The sequence below is a fragment of the Methylobacterium sp. WL69 genome, from assembly GCF_008039485.1.
Taxonomy (GTDB): domain Bacteria; phylum Pseudomonadota; class Alphaproteobacteria; order Rhizobiales; family Beijerinckiaceae; genus Methylobacterium.
The window spans coordinates 1-16,468 of the sequence record NZ_VRUZ01000089.1; the positions used below are offsets into that span (position 1 = coordinate 1).

The following is a 16,468-nucleotide window of genomic DNA, read 5'->3' on the forward strand; positions in this document are numbered from 1 at the left end:
GGCGGGGGCGACGGAGAAGTCGGGCAGCAGGCGGGCGATCGCGGCGGCCATCACGCGGCCTCACGCAGGAGCCAGCGCTTCAGGATCTCGGCGGCCTGGGCCTCGTCGGTCTCGATCATCTGCTCCAGGCGCTTCTGGGGCGAGCGGGCGAGCTTGTCGGCGAGGTCCTCGATCATGCCGGCGACGCCGCCGGCGGGGGCGGCCAGGCTCGGGACGTCGCCGGCGGCCCCGAGGGCCAGGGCCGGCGCGGTGCCGTCGGCCAGGGCCGCGTTGCCGTTGGCGGCGGCCGTCGCGGCGGCGAGCGCCAGGACCTCTTCCTGCTGGGCGGCGGGGATCTCCAGGATGGCGCGCATGGCCGGGCGCAGGCCGAACCAGATCAGCAGGCCGGCCACCAGCAGGATGGTGCCGGCGTTGATGAGGGTGGCCGACTGGCGCATCAGCACGTCCGTCAGCCCGAGGGGCGGCACGGCTTCCAGGGGCTGGCCGTCGTTGACGAAGCCGACGGCCGCGACCTTGACGTTGTCGCCGCGCTCCTTGTTGAAGCCCGCGGCCGAGCCGACGAGCTGCTCGATCTCGGCGACCTGGGCGTCGATCTGGGCCTTGGTGGCGTCGGGGCCGGCGAGGGAGGCGAGGCGCGCCCGGTTGACGAGGACCGCGACGGAGATCTGGCGGATGGCGTAGCCGTCGCTCACCGTCTGAATCGTCTGCGAGGAGATCTCGTAGTTGGTGAGATCCTCGCGCTTCTGGGTCTCGTTGCTGGAGGAATCGTTGCCGTCCGAGCGGGTGCGGGCGTCGGGCAGGTTCTGCGCGGCCGAGGTGGTCTTGTTCGCGTTGCGGTTCTGGGCGTTCTCGGTCTCGCGCACGGCCCGGGTCGAGCGCTCGACGCGCTGGTCGGGGTTGAAGATGGTCTCGTTCTTCACGGTCTTGTCGGTGTTGAGGCGGGCGGCGACGCTGACCTCGAAGTTGCCGACCCCGAGGTAGGGCGTCAGGGTTCGGCGGATGTTGTCCTGGACCTCGTGGCCGATGGTCTTCTCCAGGGTCGCCATCTTGCCCGTGGGCTGGGCGTTGGCGTCGTCGCCCGACAGGAGCAGCGACCCGTCCGAGCCGATGACGGTGACGCGGTCGGGCTTCATGCCGGGCACCGCCGAGGCGACGAGGTGGCGGATGGACTGAGCGCCGCTGACGTCGTCGGCGGGCTCGGTGCGCACCACCACGGAGGCCGAGGGCGGCTGCTGGTCGCGGCGGAACGAGCCGCGGTCGGGCAGGACGATGTGGACGCGGGCGGCTTTCACGCCCTTCATGCCCTGGATGGTGCGGGCGATCTCGCCCTCCAGGGCGCGGACGCGGGTCACCTCCTGCATGAACGAGGTCATGCCGAGCGACCCAAGATCGTTGAACAGCTCGTAGCCGGCTTTGGCGCTCTGCGGCAGGCCCTTCTCGGCGAGCAGCATGCGGGCTGTGGCGGTGTTGCCGTAGGCGACGAGGACGGCGGCCCCGTCGGCGCTGACGTCGAACGGGATGTTGGCGTCCTTCAGGACGGAGCCGATGCGCCCGACATCCTCGCGGCTCAGGCCGGTGTAGAGGGTCTCCTGGGCCGGGCGGCTGAGATAGTACGCCCCGAGCCCGACGGCGAGGAAGACCACCACGCCGATGAGGGAGAGGGCGGCAATGCGCCGTCCCCCGAGGGCGAGGATGTTGTTCCAGAGCCTTTCGGCGTGTTGGAGACCGGACATTCGGTGGGCTGCTCCGCTTCAGACCCGCGATCTGATGGAGCCCTTTTCACGAGGCTGCCTTGCGCGGAGATTGCGCCGCCTCGTGAAAACGTGATGCCGGGCGGGAACCTTCGGCGCCGACCGGATCTTCGTGAGCAGGGCTCGGGGAGATCCGCCCGTGCGACGGCACGGCGGCGGTCGTCCGCCGGACCTCATCGATCCCGACCTTCGGTTGTGATCGATGAAAGCAGATTCCCTAGAAGAACGATCGCACCAACCCGCTCACCAGCATGTTCCAGCCGTCGATGAGGATGAAGAACAGCACCTTGAACGGCAGGGAGATGACGGTCGGCGGCAGCATCATCATGCCCATGGACATCACCACCGTGGACACGATCATGTCGATGACGAGGAACGGCAGGGCGATGAGGAACCCGATCTCGAAGCCGCGCCGCAGCTCCGAGATCATGAAGGCCGGGATGAGGATGCGCAGGTCGACGGTCTCGCCGCCCTCGGCCTTGGGAATGGTGCGGCTGGCCAGATCCGTGAAGGTCTGGAGGTCCTTCGGCCGGACATGCGCCACCATGAACTCGCGGAACGGCTCGACGATCTTGGGGATCGCCTCGAGCTCGGTGATCTTGTTCTCGGTGAGCGGGCGCAGGCCCTCGTTCCAGGCGCGGTCGAAGGTCGGCGACATGACGTAGAACGTCATGAACAGGGACAGCGACACGAGGAAGATGTTGGCGGGCGTGCTCTGGAGGCCGAGGCCCGAGCGCAGGAACGAGAACGCGATGGCGAACCGGGTGAAGCTCGTCACCATCACCAGGAGGCCCGGCGCCAGGGACAGCACCGTGAGCAGCGCCACGAGTTGCAGGATGCGCCCGCTCGCGGCGCCGTTGCCGGCGGGCAGCAGGGCATCGAGGGCCGGCAGGCCCGTGGCCGACTGCGCCCCGGCCGCGCCCGTGAGGGCGAGGGTGGCGGCGAGGGCGAAGGCGAGGGTGGTGATGCGTCTCATGGGGGTTCCGGTCGGTCACATCGAACGTTGCGCATCCCCTCGCCCCGCCTGCGGGGAGAGGGTCGTGCCGACCTCGTCGTCGGCACGACGAGGCGGCAGCCGACGGTGAGGGGGCGCCTCCGGATCGGGCTCATCCGGCCACGCCCCCTCACCTTCGTTTCGGCTTCGCCTCCCGCTCGTCGCAGGCACTGCGAGGTGCCTGCGAGCCTCTCCCCGCACGCGGGGAGAGGGGATGCGCGCCATGGACCGTGGTGATCAGCCCGCTACTGCACCACCAGCATCTCGACGATGAGTTCGCGCACCTGGCCCTTGGTGCGCAGGGCGACGCGCTCGTTGAGGTCCTCGCGCAGGTGCTGGAGGCCGCTGGCGCCCTCGATCTGCCGCAGGGAGACCGTGCGCAGGTAGGCGACGATGTCGGCCCGGATCTCGGCGAGCGCCACGTCGGGGTTCGGCACCGCGCCGGTCTTGAACACCACGGAGGATTCGAGGCGCACCCAGGTGCCGCCCGAATCCGCGAGGTTGGTCACCACGGAGCCGACGGGGCGCAGCGACAGGTCGCCGGTGTATTTCAGCACCTTGACCGCCTTGCTCTCCGCATCCTTCGTCTTCACGTCCACCGCCTTCTCGACGGTGGAGAGAAGGTACATGCCGAGGCCGCCGCCGGTGCCGATGGCGACGAGGCTCACCAGGGCCAGGACGGCGATCCAGCCCTTGCCGCCGCCCGTCTTCGTCTCGTCCTTGGCCGCCATGGCGCGCGTCTCCGCTTCAGGGGGGCCGTCAGAACGGCGCCAGGGTCTCGAAGATCTGCTGGCCGACGGTCGGGCCCTGCACGTCGGTGATGCGCCCGCGCCCGCCATACGAGATGCGCGCCTCGGCGATCTTGTCGTAGTCGATGGTGTTCTTGCGCGAGATGTCGCGCGGGCGGACGATGCCGGCCACGTTGAGGACGCGGACCTCGTTGTTGACCCGCACCTCCTGCGAGCCGGAGACGACCATGTTGCCGTTGGGCATCTGCTCGGTGACGATGGCGGCCACCGACAGGCGCAGCACCTCGGAACGGTCGATATTGCCCGCGCCCTTGGTCTCCGTGCCCGAGCGGATGCCGGCATCCGCCGTGGCCGCGTCCTTCATGCCCGAGACGCCGTAGCCGAAATCGAAGCCGAGACTCGACTTCTGGCTGCGCGAGCGGTCGCTCGAATTGCCGAACTGGGCCTTGTCGTCGATGAGGATCGACACCGTGATCACGTCGCCGACGCTGCGCGCGCGCGGGTCCTGGAACAGGTCGACGCCCGAGGGCGACCAGGTCGAGTGGTAGGTCCGGCGCGAGAGCGACCCGAAGGTCGTCGGCAGGGCCTCGCGCGGCGGGGACAGGCCCGTGCCGATGGGGGTGAGGAGCGGCGGCTGGCCCAGGGGGTCCAGGGGCACGCGGCAGGCGCCGAGGCCCGGCGCGAGGACCGCCAGGACGAAGCCGACGCACAGACGGGTGGCGGACATCAGGATTTCTCGCTTTCACGGGCTTTCTTGCCGGCATCGGTCATCATCCGGGCGAGCTGGGCGGCGCGGGCCGCCTCCATCTCGCTCAGGATGGCGCTCGCCGTGCGGGCGTTGAGCTTGGTCAGGATCGCGGCCGCGCCCTCGTCGGGCATGTTGGCGAGCTGGAGGGCGGCCGCGTCGGGGCGCATCTTCTGGTAGATCGCCACGACGCCGGTATCGGCCTTGGCGAGGAACTCGTTGCGGCGGGCGAGCCAGGTCTCGTACTCGGCGCGCTTCTCCTCCAGGCGGCGGATGCGCTCGTCGACCTGCCTCTCCAGGGTCGCGAGCTGCTCCTTCTGCCAGGCGAAGCGGGCATCGGCCGCCGCATCCGCGATGCTGGCGCAGTAGGCCGACGGTTTTGCCGCGGGTTTTGCGGGCTCGGGCGGCGCCTCCGCCGCCTTGACCTCGGCAACCTGCGCGACCTCCGGGGGCTTGCTGGATTCGGCGACGGGCCTGACCTCGGGCGTCGGTTCGACGGGCTTGGCATCGGCGAGCTTGGGCTTGGCCGCGGCGGCCTTCGGAAGCGGCCCGGGATTCAGGCCGGACACGGCCGGCTTGCCCCCCTCGGACCTACCGCTTTCCGACTTGCCACCCTGGGCCCGCACCGGACCGAGGCCGAGGGAAACCACGGCCAGGAGCCCCAGGACCGCCAGCATCCGCGCGGCCATCAGGGCGAGCCACCGCGACGAGACGGCCGGCGCACGGCCGGGGACGACCATCCGGGCGGCCTCGCCGGCGATGCGCGGCGGTTTCGTCGAACTCATTGAACCACGAGCTCCGCCTGGAGGGCCCCGGAGGTCTTCACCGCCTGGAGGATCGAGATGATGTCGCTGGGCTTCAGGCCGACGTTGTTGAGGCCGCGCACCAGGGTCTGGAGGTCGGACCCGCCGATGATCGCCATGCGGCCGGACTGCTCGTTGACGGCGACCTCCGTGCGGGGAACCACGGCGGTGACGCCGTTGGAGAAGGGGGCCGGCTGGGACACCTCGGGGGTTTCCGTCACCCGCACCGTGAGGTTGCCGTGGGTCACGGCCACGGTGGAGATCTGGACGTTGCGCCCGATGACCACGGTGCCGGTGCGCTGGTCCACCACCACGCGGGCCGGGGCGTCGGGCTGGACGGTGACGTCGCCGATCTCGGCCACGAACCGGGTCTGGGTCACCTGCGGCGGCCGGACGAGGGCGATGGCGCGCTGGTCGCGGGCGGTGGCGACCCGGCGGCGGAAGCGCTGCAGGGCGTAGGCGTTGATGGCGTCGGCCACCATGGTGGCGGTCTTGAAGTCGGGGTTCTTCAGCTCGAACACGAGTTCGGGCAGATCGCGGAACGTGCCCGGCACCTCGCGCTCGATCATGGCCCCGTTGGGGATGCGGCCCGCCGTCGGCACGCCCTGCGTGATGGTCTCGGCCGCGCCGCCCACGGCGAAGCCCGAGACGGCGAGCGGTCCCTGGGCCGCCGCGTAGGTGAGGCTGTCACCGCCCATGAGCGGCGTCATCAGCAGGGTGCCGCCCTTCAGGGAGGTGGCGTCGCCGAGCGACGTCACGGTGACGTCGATGCGCGAACCCGTGCCGGTGTAGGGCGGCAGGTCGGCCGTCACCATCACGGCGGCGACGTTGCGGGTGCGCAGGCGGGCGTCGCGGACGTTGATGCCCATGCGGTCGAGCATGGATTGCAGGGACTGCTCGGTGAACTGGGCGTTGCGGAGCGTATCGCCCGTGCCCTGCAGGCCGGTGACGAGGCCGTAGCCCACGAGCTGGTTGTCGCGCACGCCCTTGAGGTTGGCGATGTCCTTGATGCGCGTGCCCATGGCCTGCGCCGGCAGGGCGGCGAGGATCAGGGCCAGGACGAGGAACCCGAGGCGCATCACTGGCCGGCGCCGGTGCGGATGCGTCCGTCGGCCATCACCGTGCCGAGGACGATGCGCCCCGTATCGGCGTTGCGCACCCGGATGGTCTCGCCGAGGCCCCCGTTCTGGAGGGGCGAGCCGACGGCGGTGATGAGCAGGCCCTGCTCCTCGAACACGATCTGCGTCGCCACGTTGCGGCTGACGAGGCGGGGGTCCTCGACGGCGTTGACCGGCACGGGCTCGCCCGGCAGCAGCATCCGCCGCGCCGTGCGCCCGGCGATGGCCATGGGCGCGTCGATGACGGCGGTGCGGGCCTTGAAGCTCTCGGGGTAGGTCTGGAGGCGCAGCATGCCGGGCTTGATCACGTCGCCGGCATAGATCGTCACCGTGGGCACCGGCAGGAGCAGGTCGGTGGCCCGGGACGGGGCGGCGCCGGCCAGCGCGAGCACCAGGGCCGCGAGGCCGCCGGCGAGTCCGCCTCCGAAGGTCGTGTGGCCCATGGTGGTCGTGCCTTGATGTGAAAGCCGGGGCGCCGCGGGCGGCCGGTCCGCCGTCGCCGGCCGGGTTCGGTGTCGCTGGGATCGGGGAGAAATCGGAAGGGCGGCGCCCGCTGACGTCAGCGGATGCCCTTCGAGACGGTGCCGGCCATCTCGTCGGCCGCCTGGATCACCTTGGAGTTCATCTCGAAGGCGCGCTGGGCGGTGATCATGTTGGTGATCTCCTTGACCGGATCGACGTTGGAGCTCTCGAGATACCCCTGCTGGATCTTGCCGAAGCTGAGGTCGCCGGCGACGCCGGTCACGGCCGCGCCCGAGGCGGCGGTCTCGCGGTAGAGGCCGTTGCCGAGGGGCTCGAGGCCGGATTCGTTGGCGAAGTTGGCGAGCGAGAGCTGGCCGATGTTCTGCGCCTGGACCTGACCGTCGATCTTGGCGAAGACCTGACCGGACCCGTTGACCACCACGTCGACGGCGTTGGCCGGGATCGTGATCGCCGGCTCGACGGTGTAGCCCTCCAGGGTCACGAGCTGCCCGGTGTTGTTGCGGTTGAACGAGCCGGCGCGGGTGTAGTTGATCTCGCCGTTGGGGTTGGTGATCTGGAAGTAGCCGCGCCCGTTGATGGCCATGTCGAGCTGGTTCGCCGTGTTGGCCAGCGGCCCCTGGCGGTGCAGGTTGCGGATGGCGGCCGTGCGCACGCCGAGGCCGAGCATGGCGCCCTCGGGCACCGGCTCCTGGCCGGCCTGGTTCGGCACGCCCTGCTGGCGCTCGGCCTGGTAGAGCAGATCGGTGAACTCGGCCCGCGCGCCCTTGAACCCGGTGGTGTTCAGGTTGGCGATGTTGTTGGCGATGACCTCGAGGTTCATCTGCTGGGCGTTCATGCCCGTCGCGGCGATGGCGAGTGCTCTCACGGCTGGGGAATCCTTAGATCGGCATGCGGCTGAGTTCGAGGTAGGCTGCGACGACCTTGTCGCGCACGGCGATGGCGGTCTGCAGGCTCTGCTCGGCGGACATCACCGCCTCCACCACCTGCTGCGTCGAGGCCTTGCCCTGGATGCCCGAGATGGCGGTGGCCTCGCCGGTGCGGAGCGAGGTCCGCACCCCGGCGGCGAGCTGGGCCATGACGTCGCCGAAATCGGCACCCGGCAGGGCGCCGCCCGCGGACGCCGCCGGCAGGGTGGCGAAGCTCGCCGGCCGCAACGGGGCGGCGGCGCTCGGGCCGGAGAGGCCGGCGGCCCTGTCGAAGGCCGACAGCGAGGCGAGGGCGTCGATCATCGGCGGGGTCTCACGGTCTCAGGAGGTCGATGATGCCGGAGACCATGGCGCGAGCCTGCTTGATCACCTGCACGTTGGCTTCGTAGGAGCGGTTGGCCTCGCGGATGTCGGCCATCTCGATCAGGGTGTTGACGTTGGGCAGCTTGACGTTGCCCTCGGCATCCGCCGCCGGGCTGCCCGGGTCGCGCTCGATGCGGAACGGGGCGTCGTCGGTGCCGATGCGGCGCAGCTTGACGCTGGCGCCGCCGGCGGCCCGGTCCAGGGCGGCGGTGAAGCTCACGGTCTTGCGCGAATAGGGGTCGGCCCCGGGGGAATCGCCCACGGACTGGCTGTTGGCGACGTTCTCGGCGGCGATGCGCAGGCGCAGGGACTGCGCCTCCATGCCGGCGCTGGCGAAACGGGTCGAGGCGGCGAGGGGATCGATCATCAGCTCCGCACCGCCGCCTTGAGCATCCGGTCGAACGCCTTCACGATGCCCATGTTGAGGCTGTGGTCGCGGCTGACCTCGCCGGCCTTGAGCATCTCCTGCTCCAGGCTCACGGAACTCGACGTCGTCAGGGCGTCCCAGGCATCGGCCGCGGTGACGGCCTTCGTCGGGATGCGGCCCTCCTCGGAGGCGACGTGGGCGCTCGCCGTCATCGTGAGGCCGGCGGCGCCGGTGCGGGCCATCACGTCGGCGAAGGGCACCACGTCGCGCGCCTTGTAGTCGGGCGTGTTGGCGTTCGCCACGTTGCTGGCGATGGTCGCCTGCCGCACGCCGAGGTAGCGTGCCTGCTGCGAGGCGAGGTCGAAGAGATAGACGCCTGTCACCGCGAGCTCCGATCGGATTCCATCGTCGTGTCCTAGGGAACCAATCTTGTCCCAGGCTGACGAAAGCGTGATGAGCCCCGTCAGCTTGACAGGCGCGACCCGGGCGCCTCAGTGGCCGGAACGCCCGCGCCGCCCCGCCCCCGACCTTCGAGCCGTCCCATGCCGATCCCGACCCCGTTCCGCGCATCCGGCAGGTCCGCTTGAGCGAGACCGGCGCCCGGCGCCCGCGGACCGTGCGCCATGCCGGGGGCGCCACCGTCGGACCGGGCGAGGACGAGCACTGGATTCCGGCGCGGAACCGCTTCTCGCGGGTGGTCCTCACCTTTCCCGACCTCGTCGGGGACGCGTGGTGCAGCGTCGCCTTCCGCCTCGCCTGGGACGCGGAAGAGGCCGCCGCGAGCGCCCTCGACTTCGCCCTGGCGGGCATCGACGCCGTGGCGCCGGACGGATCGAGCCTCGATTTCGACCACGTGCCGGGCCTCGACCGGACCCTGCTCGACCCGCACGGCACCTGGATTTCCGGCCCGGCCTACCTGCCGGCGGACGCGCAGCCGCTCCGGACCGGCCGCGTGCGCTTCGCCTTCCTGCTGCCGGCCCCCGCCGCCGGGATCACCCTGACCGTGCGGTCCTGGCGCAACACGAAGCCCTTCACCGTGGCGCAGGCGACCCTGTCGCAGGGCGCCCCCTCCCCCGCCCCGAGGCCGCGGCGGCGCCTCGGGCCGGAGCCGGACTGGATCGGCCACGCCCTGGTTCCGGGCTGCGGCCTCGTCCTGCGCGGGCAGATCTTCACCGCCGCCCCCGGCGCCCACGCCGCCCTGGCGCGGGTGGTCTACCGGGACGCCCACGGCGCCGTTCTGCCGCCGCCCTATCCGGGCACGATCGCGGTGCCGGCGCTCGGTGCCCTCGTCGACCTCGCCGCCCACCAGCAGGCCCGGCGCTTCACCCTGGAACTGGCGCCCGTGTCGGGCGCCGACCGGGTCGAGGTCGGCTTCGCCACCTGGGAGGACGGGGGCCCGGAGGCGGAACTCCTCGCGGCCCCCGAGATCGCCCTGGAGGACCGCCTGCGCCTGGAGAGCCTGTGCGGCGACGATGCCCTGGCGGCGCCCGACTTCCTCGCCCGCCTCGCAGAGCGCCTCGGGCTGCCGGCCGCCGCCCTCGCCGGCTGGTGCCCGAATCCGGAGGCGGCCGCCGCGATCCCGCAGGTCCTGGCCACGGCGAAAAGCCTGCAGCACGGCGACGGCGCCCCGCGCACGGGCCTCGACCGGGTGCTGCGCCTGGGCTCACACCCGGCCTGGACCGTGCCCGAGGCGCCCGATTGGACGGAGGACCCGTTCCGATCGGTGGCGTGGCGGATCGCGTACCAGGGTCTCGACTGGCTCGTACCCCTGGCGAACACGCCCGGCGGGGCGGCGACGGCCCTCAACCTCGCCCTGTCGTGGTCGCGGGCCAATCCGTGGGGATCGCCCGCCGACGGCCTCGCCCTGCACCCCTCCGCCCTCGCGGCCCGGACCGAGACCCTCGTCCACCTCCTCGCGCGCGCCGGCAAGGCCGGCGGCCCCGCCTCCCTGGTGCTCACCGGCGAGGTGGTGCGCCACGGCTTCGCCCTGGCCGAGATCGTCGGCCAGAACACGTTCGGGCAGGCGCTCCATCAGATCCAGGCGGCGGCGGTGCTGGTCGGCGTCGCCCGCGCCCTGCCGCGCCTGCCCCTCGCGGCCCACTGGCTCGGCCTCGCGCGAGGGGGGCTGCGCGCCGGCCTCGAGACCCAGCTCGACGCCGGGGGGCGCTTCTCGGACCCCTCCCTCCATCAGCGCCTCGAACGCGTCACGCTCCTGCGGGCGCTGGCCCAGGGCCTCGAGGCGGACGATCTCGCCCCGCTCCTGGCGGCGCGGGTCGCAAAGGCCCTGCCCGGGCTCGCGCGGCTGCTCGATCCCGGCGGACGCCTGCCGCCCTTCGGCGACACCCCGCCCGGCGGCGATCCGGCGGGCTGGATCGGCCGCCTCATGGCCCGGTCCGGCAGCGCCCTCGTGGTCGAGCGCCGCGACCCGCGCGGGCGCCCCGAAGCGAGCGCCCCGCCCCTGTGGTCCGAGGCCGGCACCGGCATGATCGCGGCGCGCTCCGACGCGCCGGGGCGGGGCTGGTCGCACTTCGCCTGCACCTTCGCGGGCCAGGGCTTCTCCGGTCAGGGCCTGTCCGGACAGGCCCATCGCGACTGCACCTCCTTCGTCCATGCCAGCGAGGGCGTGCGCTGGATCGTCGAGGCCGGGGGCTCGGGCCAGATCGAGACGGGCGCGGCGCGCCACCACATCCTGTCGGCCCACGGCCACAACGTCGCCTGGCCCGACGGGCGCGAGCCGGGGGCCGGCGCGGCCTGGGCCGCCGGATCGATCCGCCTCGACGGGGCCCAGGCCCACGCCATCGGCACCAACGTGCACGGGCCGGACTATCGCCACACCCGCGTCTTCGTCCTCCTCGACGACCTGTCGGGCCTCGCGGTCCTCGACCGGTTCACCGCCGGGGACCGGCCGGTGACCTTCGAGGGGCTGGTGCATGTCGGGCCGGAGATCGTGGTGGCGCTGGCGGGCCCGCGCCGGGCGGTGGCGCAGGCGGGACGCGCCCGACTGTCCTTCGTACCCGTGGCCCTGACGGGCCGGCCCGCCGGCCTGTCGCTGGCCATGGGCTGCAACGAACACCCGGGCGCCCTGCGCGGCTTCGTCTCGGGCGGCCCCGGCCAGCTCCAGCCGACGGGCGTCCTGCGCTACGCCGTCGCGGGCCGGGACGGCGCCTGCGGCGGCCTGCTCATCGCCGCCGACGCGGCGCGGGAAGCGCAGCTCGGCCGCCTCGTGGTCGGCGAGGCGATGGCACGGCTGCTCGCGGGGACCTGACCTCGCCGCCGATCGGGTTCCGGCGAAGGGTCCTGCTCGATCCGCACCGGCGCAGGCATAAGGCCCGACAAACGATTGCTGCCGATCAGTCGCCGAATCACTTTCCCGAGAGAACACGATCGTGTTATTGCTTCTTTATCGATCGTTTGAAGTTGAACTACTTAACGAAGCGATGATTTTTCGCAAAAATTATAACCCTGTGTTATCCACGTCCCTCTCGATGCGTCGGTGATCGCTTCTTGGCGCGGAACCCGAATTCGGTCATCGCATTGAGGCTCAGTCCGACTGCCGACGACGAACAAGCGCGCGGCTCACCGGAAACGTCGTCCGGCACGCGGGAGGTTGCACGTTCCCTGAGACGCACCCGACGCCAGCACATCATCCGGCAGTCAACCGAGAACAGACCTTGCTGAATATCGCTCCGGACACGCCCTACAGGATCTCGCCGGCGCAACGAATCTATCTGGATTTTCTCCGGGCCGTCGCCGCGACGATGGTCATGGTCGAGCATGGTCTCGAAATCTTCAGGATCAAGACCGTCTCCTTCCTCGGCATCTCGGCGGTGACGGTCTTCTTCCTGTTGTCCGGATTCCTGATCACCGTCGCGGCCTGCCGTCGGATCTACCTGCCCGGTCCCCAGCTCGTGCCGTTCATGATCGACAGGACCGCGCGCATCTACACGCCCTACGTTCCCGCCATCGCCTTGGCGGTCGCCGTCAACACCCTGTTCTCCGTCGGGCATTGGGGGCAGCCCGGCACCAACACGGGACTGGGAACGATCATCGTCAACCTGTTGATGCTCGAAGATTATCCGCTGTTCCAGATCCTGGCGCGGCTCACGAACAACGATTCGTTCCGCATCCACTCCTACAACACCGCGGAACCGTTCTGGACCGTCTCGATCGAGTATTGGATCTACTTCGCCTTCTCCCTGGCGTTCTTCGTCGGAGCCCGCAAGGAAAAGATCACGAATCCGCTGATCATTTTTCCGATCATGATTTTCGTTCCGGTGGTGATCTACAGCTCGTTCGCGAATGCCGGCCAGTGCCTGAGTTTGGTGTGGCTGATTGGGTCGGTGTTCGGATACATCTTCGTCATCACCAACAGAAAATCCGATTACGGCGTCGGGCGATACTACATCCTCGTCCTGGTCGGGCTCGTCGGCTTTGCCGGCCGCATCCTGAAGACCGGGGAACTGACCTATGAACTCCAGACCATCGCCTTCATCGCCATGTGCCTGTTCGGAATCTTCATGATCCTGGGCGCCAACGCGGGAGAATGGAAGTTCCTCTCCAAACCCATCGTGTTCGTCGCGAGCTACAGCTACAGCCTCTATCTGGTCCACAACACGATCATGATCGTCATCTATACCCAGATCGTCAAAGCGCCCTCGGTCGGAGCCATGATCCTGGCGTGCATCTTCGCGCACGTTTTCGCGTATGCGTTCTATCTCTGCTTCGAGCGGCATCACTATCGCGTCGGCGCCTTGATGGCGGCGTTCCTGAAGAACCGGCCCGCGCGGTCCTACGTCGCGCGGCTCGGCTAGGATTCGCCGACGACGCGGCCGCGGTCTCGTTGCGCGAGCGCACGAATCCGAGCCCGGGAAATCGTAGCGCGGGATGCCCGCGCGGGCCCCGACGCCGTCCGGCCGACGAAACCGGGCCATCAAACCGTTGCATCTCGGCGCCAGAAGCATCATCACACGAACCAGATTCTCGGGCCGTTCGGATCGCCATCGTGAAGATGCCGCGAACCGAAGAGTCGGCAGTTCGACGCCGTCCGTGATCGTCCAGCACAAGAGAAACACACGTATGAAGACGCGCGCAGCGGTGGCGTGGGAGGCCAAGAAGCCCCTCACCATCGAGACGATCGATATCGAAGGACCCAAGGCCGGCGAGGTTCTCATCGAACTCATGGCCACGGGCATCTGCCACACGGACGCCTACACCCTGTCGGGCCTCGATTCCGAGGGCAAGTTCCCGGCGATCCTCGGCCACGAGGGCGCGGGCATCGTCCGCGAGCTCGGCGCCGGGGTCACCGACCTCAAGGTCGGCGACCACGTCATCCCGCTCTACACGCCGGAATGCCGCAGCTGTAAGTCCTGCCTGTCGCAGCGGACCAACCTCTGCACGGCGATCCGCTCCACCCAGGGCCAGGGCGTGATGCCGGACGGCACCTCGCGCTTCTCCTGCGTCTCCACCGGCGGCAGCCCGGGCGGTTCGAGCAGCCTGTTCCACTACATGGGCTGCTCGACCTTCTCGAACTTCACGGTGCTGCCGGCCATCGCGCTGGCGAAGATCCGCGAAGACGCCCCCTTCGACAAGATCTGCTACATCGGCTGCGGCGTCACCACCGGCATCGGCGCGGTGATCTACACCGCCAAGGTCTGGCCCGGCGCCAACGTCGTGGTGTTCGGCCTCGGCGGCATCGGCCTCAACGTGCTCCAGGCCGCCCGGATGGTCGGTGCCGACAAGATCATCGGCGTCGACATCAATCCGGACAAGCAGGAGATGGCCCGTAAGTTCGGCATGACCCACTTCATCAACCCGAAGGAGGTCGGCAACGATCACGTCGTCGCGGCGATCCTCGACGCGACGGGGGGCGGCGCCGACTTCTCGTTCGACTGCACCGGCAACGTCCACGTCATGCGCCAAGCCCTCGAATGCTGCCACCGCGGCTGGGGCGAGTCCATCGTCATCGGCGTGGCCGAGGCCGGCAAGGAAATCTCGACCCGTCCGTTCCAGCTCGTCACCGGCCGCGTCTGGAAGGGCTCGGCCTTCGGCGGCGCGCGGGGCCGCACCGACGTGCCGAAGATCGTCGACTGGTACATGGAGGGCAAGATCAACATCGACGATCTGATCACCCACACCATGCCGCTGGAAGACATCAACCACGGCTTCGACCTCATGCACGAGGGCAAGTCGATCCGGTCGGTGGTGGTCTACTAGGACAGACTCGCGCGTCCTCCCCTCCCCCCTCCGCGGGGGAGGGTGGGCCTCGCGTCAGCGAGGGTCGGGAGAGGGGAGCGCCCTTTCCGGAGATGTCGCTCCCCTCTCCCGACCCGCTTCGCGGGCCACCCTCCCCCGCAAAGGGGGGAGGGATGCGCCTGCACCGACTTCAGTCCCGAAACAGGCCCAGACTTCCAGGAGAGCCGCATGGAAACCATCTCGAAGGCCCGCGCCCATGGCGGCACGCAGGGCGTCTACAAGCACGACGCGACGACCACGGGCTGCCCGATGACCTTCGCGGTGTTCGTGCCGCCCCAGGCCGAGGCCGGCAAGGTGCCGGTGCTGTGGTACCTGTCGGGCCTCACCTGCACCCACGCCAACGTCATGGACAAGGGCGAGTACCGCCGGGCGGCGGCCGAGCACGGCGTGATCATCGTCGCGCCCGACACCAGCCCGCGCGGCCCCGGCATCCCCGACGAGGACGGCAACTGGCAGTTCGGCTCGGGTGCGGGCTTCTACGTCGACGCCACCCAGGCGCCGTATTCCACGAACTACCGGATGTGGAGCTACGTCACCGAGGAGCTGCCCGCCCTCATCGCCAAGGAATTCCCGGCCGACATGAGCCGCCAGGGCATCTTCGGCCATTCCATGGGCGGCCACGGCGCGCTCACCATCGCGCTGACCTACCCCGACCGCTTCAAGTCCTGCTCGGCCTTCGCCCCCATCGCCCAGCCCTCCACGGCCGGATGGTCGAAGCCGGCCCTCGAGAAGTACCTCGGCCCCGACGAAGCCACATGGCGCGCCCACGACGCCACCCTGCTCATCGCCGACGGCCACCGCTTCTCGGAGTTCCTGGTCGATCAGGGTACGGGCGACAGCTTCCTCCAGGACGGCCTGCGGCCGTGGCTGCTGGAGGAAGCCTGCAAGAAAGCGGGCATTCCCCTGACCCTCAACATGCGCGAGGGCTACGACCACTCGTACTTCTTCATCTCGACGTTCATGGACGATCACATCGCCTGGGCCGCCGCCCGCCTGAAGTAGTTCTTTCGGATTGGGTCTCTCCGGCGGCCGACGCCGGGGAGACCGTCACATCAGGAGCGGACTTCGCGCTTGGCGACGAAGTTGAACTCCTCGACGAGGACGTCCTTCACCACCTCGGCGCCGAGGCGCTCGTTGACCGCCCTGCGCACCTCGGCGAGGCGCTGGGTGACGTTGTAGCGCGACAGGCGTTTGAAATCGATCTGCTGGTCGGCGTAGATCTGGCGGAAGGTCTCGTCGATGACGAAGGCGTTCGGCGGCACCGGAAGGGTGTGCATCAGCCGCGCATCGGCGGTGAAGACCAGCACGGCCACGATGTAGCCCTGCACCTTGCCGTCGGCCACCATGGGAACGTTGATGGGCGCCAGCTTCTGATACTGCAGGCCCTCCAGATAGGGCTCTTCCTTCTTGGAAAACAGCCCGCTGCCCCAGGTCACCGCGCCGTAGCAGGACAGGATGGTGACGGCGCAGATCCACAGGCCGGTGACGAGAATTTTCATGGTGCGACGATTGTCCTGCGCTCACGCCTGGTGCCGGTGGCGGATCAGCCGCGCGGGTGGCCCGAATAGGTGCCGTCGGATTCCGAATCCCGGATCGCCTGGGTGACGATCTCCGAGATCTCCTCGACGGCGCGCAGGTGCTGGGAGACGACGCCCTGGTTGCGGGCGAGCGCCCGGCTCAGGCGGGCGAGCTGGTCGGCGATGTCGGGCGCGACCTCGGCCGGGTCGAGGCCGCGGGTGAGGCGGCTGAGTTCGAGGAGGCTCTGGCTCTTGCGCCGGTTCACCGCCTCCTGATCGAACGGGCGGTGCGACAGCAGCGCCTCCGTCTCCGTCACGACGGTGGCTTCGAGCCGCTTCAGGGACGCGATGAGCATGGGGGCCTCGGGGGAGCGGGACGGGGATCAGACGCCGGACGGAA

The 16,468-nt window shown here is 69.9% G+C and carries 16 protein-coding genes and 1 pseudogene; 4 read left to right on the forward strand and 13 right to left on the reverse strand.

The window, feature by feature from the left end; translation table 11 throughout:
• Nucleotides 1–50: 50 nt before the first annotated feature.
• The 11 genes and pseudogenes from fliF to flgB all read right to left on the reverse strand — a co-directional run bounded on the left by fliF (nt 51) and on the right by flgB (nt 8,682).
• Nucleotides 51–1,733, reverse strand: coding sequence for a flagellar basal-body MS-ring/collar protein FliF (gene fliF / locus FV218_RS18270; protein ID WP_056087644.1), 1,683 nt, complete (start codon nt 1,731–1,733; stop codon nt 51–53).
• Nucleotides 1,734–1,968: 235 nt separating this feature from the next.
• Nucleotides 1,969–2,727 (reverse strand): flagellar type III secretion system pore protein FliP, encoded by a 759-nt coding sequence (fliP, locus tag FV218_RS18275; RefSeq protein WP_056087646.1) that lies wholly within the window; start codon nt 2,725–2,727, stop codon nt 1,969–1,971.
• Between the two features lie 263 nt (nt 2,728–2,990).
• Nucleotides 2,991–3,476 carry a flagellar basal body-associated FliL family protein gene (locus tag FV218_RS18285; protein WP_147711015.1) on the reverse strand — a complete coding sequence of 162 codons (486 nt, stop codon included), beginning with the start codon at nt 3,474–3,476 and terminating at the stop codon, nt 2,991–2,993.
• 28 nt (nt 3,477–3,504) lie between these two features.
• Nucleotides 3,505–4,221, reverse strand: a complete 717-nt coding sequence (locus FV218_RS18290) for a flagellar basal body L-ring protein FlgH (RefSeq protein ID WP_147711016.1) — start codon at nt 4,219–4,221, stop codon at nt 3,505–3,507.
• Nucleotides 4,221–4,607: pseudogene (locus tag FV218_RS23515) on the reverse strand (MotE family protein); the annotation flags it as partial. The gene FV218_RS18290 and the pseudogene FV218_RS23515, both read right to left, overlap by 1 nt.
• Before the next feature lie 413 nt (nt 4,608–5,020).
• On the reverse strand, nt 5,021–6,121 hold the full coding sequence (gene flgI / locus FV218_RS18300; RefSeq protein ID WP_056087654.1) for a flagellar basal body P-ring protein FlgI: 1,101 nt from the start codon (nt 6,119–6,121) through the stop codon (nt 5,021–5,023).
• Nucleotides 6,121–6,603, reverse strand: a complete 483-nt coding sequence (gene flgA, locus FV218_RS18305) for a flagellar basal body P-ring formation chaperone FlgA (protein WP_056087657.1) — start codon at nt 6,601–6,603, stop codon at nt 6,121–6,123. Before flgA ends, flgI begins: the two co-directional genes overlap by 1 nt.
• Nucleotides 6,604–6,719: 116 nt before the next feature.
• A complete protein-coding gene (gene flgG, locus FV218_RS18310; RefSeq protein WP_056087660.1) occupies nt 6,720–7,508 on the reverse strand; it encodes a flagellar basal-body rod protein FlgG in 789 nt (262 codons plus the stop codon).
• A gap of 13 nt (nt 7,509–7,521) precedes the next feature.
• Nucleotides 7,522–7,872 carry a flagellar hook-basal body complex protein FliE gene (locus tag FV218_RS18315; protein ID WP_147711017.1) on the reverse strand — a complete coding sequence of 117 codons (351 nt, stop codon included), beginning with the start codon at nt 7,870–7,872 and terminating at the stop codon, nt 7,522–7,524.
• Between the two features lie 10 nt (nt 7,873–7,882).
• Nucleotides 7,883–8,299 carry a flagellar basal body rod protein FlgC gene (gene flgC, locus FV218_RS18320; protein ID WP_056087666.1) on the reverse strand — a complete coding sequence of 139 codons (417 nt, stop codon included), beginning with the start codon at nt 8,297–8,299 and terminating at the stop codon, nt 7,883–7,885.
• Complete coding sequence (gene flgB / locus FV218_RS18325; protein ID WP_147711018.1) at nt 8,299–8,682, reverse strand: flagellar basal body rod protein FlgB; 384 nt, start codon at nt 8,680–8,682, stop codon at nt 8,299–8,301. The genes flgC and flgB overlap by 1 nt, the downstream gene beginning before the upstream one ends.
• Before the next feature lie 200 nt (nt 8,683–8,882).
• Here flgB and FV218_RS18330 point away from each other — a divergent pair, with 200 nt between their 5' ends.
• From FV218_RS18330 to fghA, 4 genes are all read left to right on the forward strand, one after another.
• On the forward strand, nt 8,883–11,564 hold the full coding sequence (locus FV218_RS18330; protein WP_147711019.1) for a heparinase II/III family protein: 2,682 nt from the start codon (nt 8,883–8,885) through the stop codon (nt 11,562–11,564).
• Nucleotides 11,565–11,970: 406 nt separating this feature from the next.
• The gene (locus tag FV218_RS18335; RefSeq protein WP_147711020.1) at nt 11,971–13,110 is read left to right on the forward strand and encodes an acyltransferase; all 1,140 of its coding nucleotides are present in this window, start codon (nt 11,971–11,973) and stop codon (nt 13,108–13,110) included.
• A 265-nt stretch (nt 13,111–13,375) separates the two neighbouring features.
• A complete protein-coding gene (locus FV218_RS18340) occupies nt 13,376–14,512 on the forward strand; it encodes an S-(hydroxymethyl)glutathione dehydrogenase/class III alcohol dehydrogenase (RefSeq protein WP_056087677.1) in 1,137 nt (378 codons plus the stop codon).
• Nucleotides 14,513–14,719: 207 nt separating this feature from the next.
• The gene (gene fghA, locus FV218_RS18350) at nt 14,720–15,553 is read left to right on the forward strand and encodes an S-formylglutathione hydrolase (RefSeq protein ID WP_147711021.1); all 834 of its coding nucleotides are present in this window, start codon (nt 14,720–14,722) and stop codon (nt 15,551–15,553) included.
• Nucleotides 15,554–15,603: 50 nt separating this feature from the next.
• Here the strand turns inward: fghA and FV218_RS18355 are convergent, their stop codons facing one another.
• Nucleotides 15,604–16,050 (reverse strand): hypothetical protein, encoded by a 447-nt coding sequence (locus FV218_RS18355; protein ID WP_056087683.1) that lies wholly within the window; start codon nt 16,048–16,050, stop codon nt 15,604–15,606.
• Between the two features lie 44 nt (nt 16,051–16,094).
• Nucleotides 16,095–16,424, reverse strand: a complete 330-nt coding sequence (locus FV218_RS18360) for a flagellar protein FlgN (RefSeq protein WP_147711022.1) — start codon at nt 16,422–16,424, stop codon at nt 16,095–16,097.
• Between the last annotated feature and the right edge of the window lie 44 nt (nt 16,425–16,468).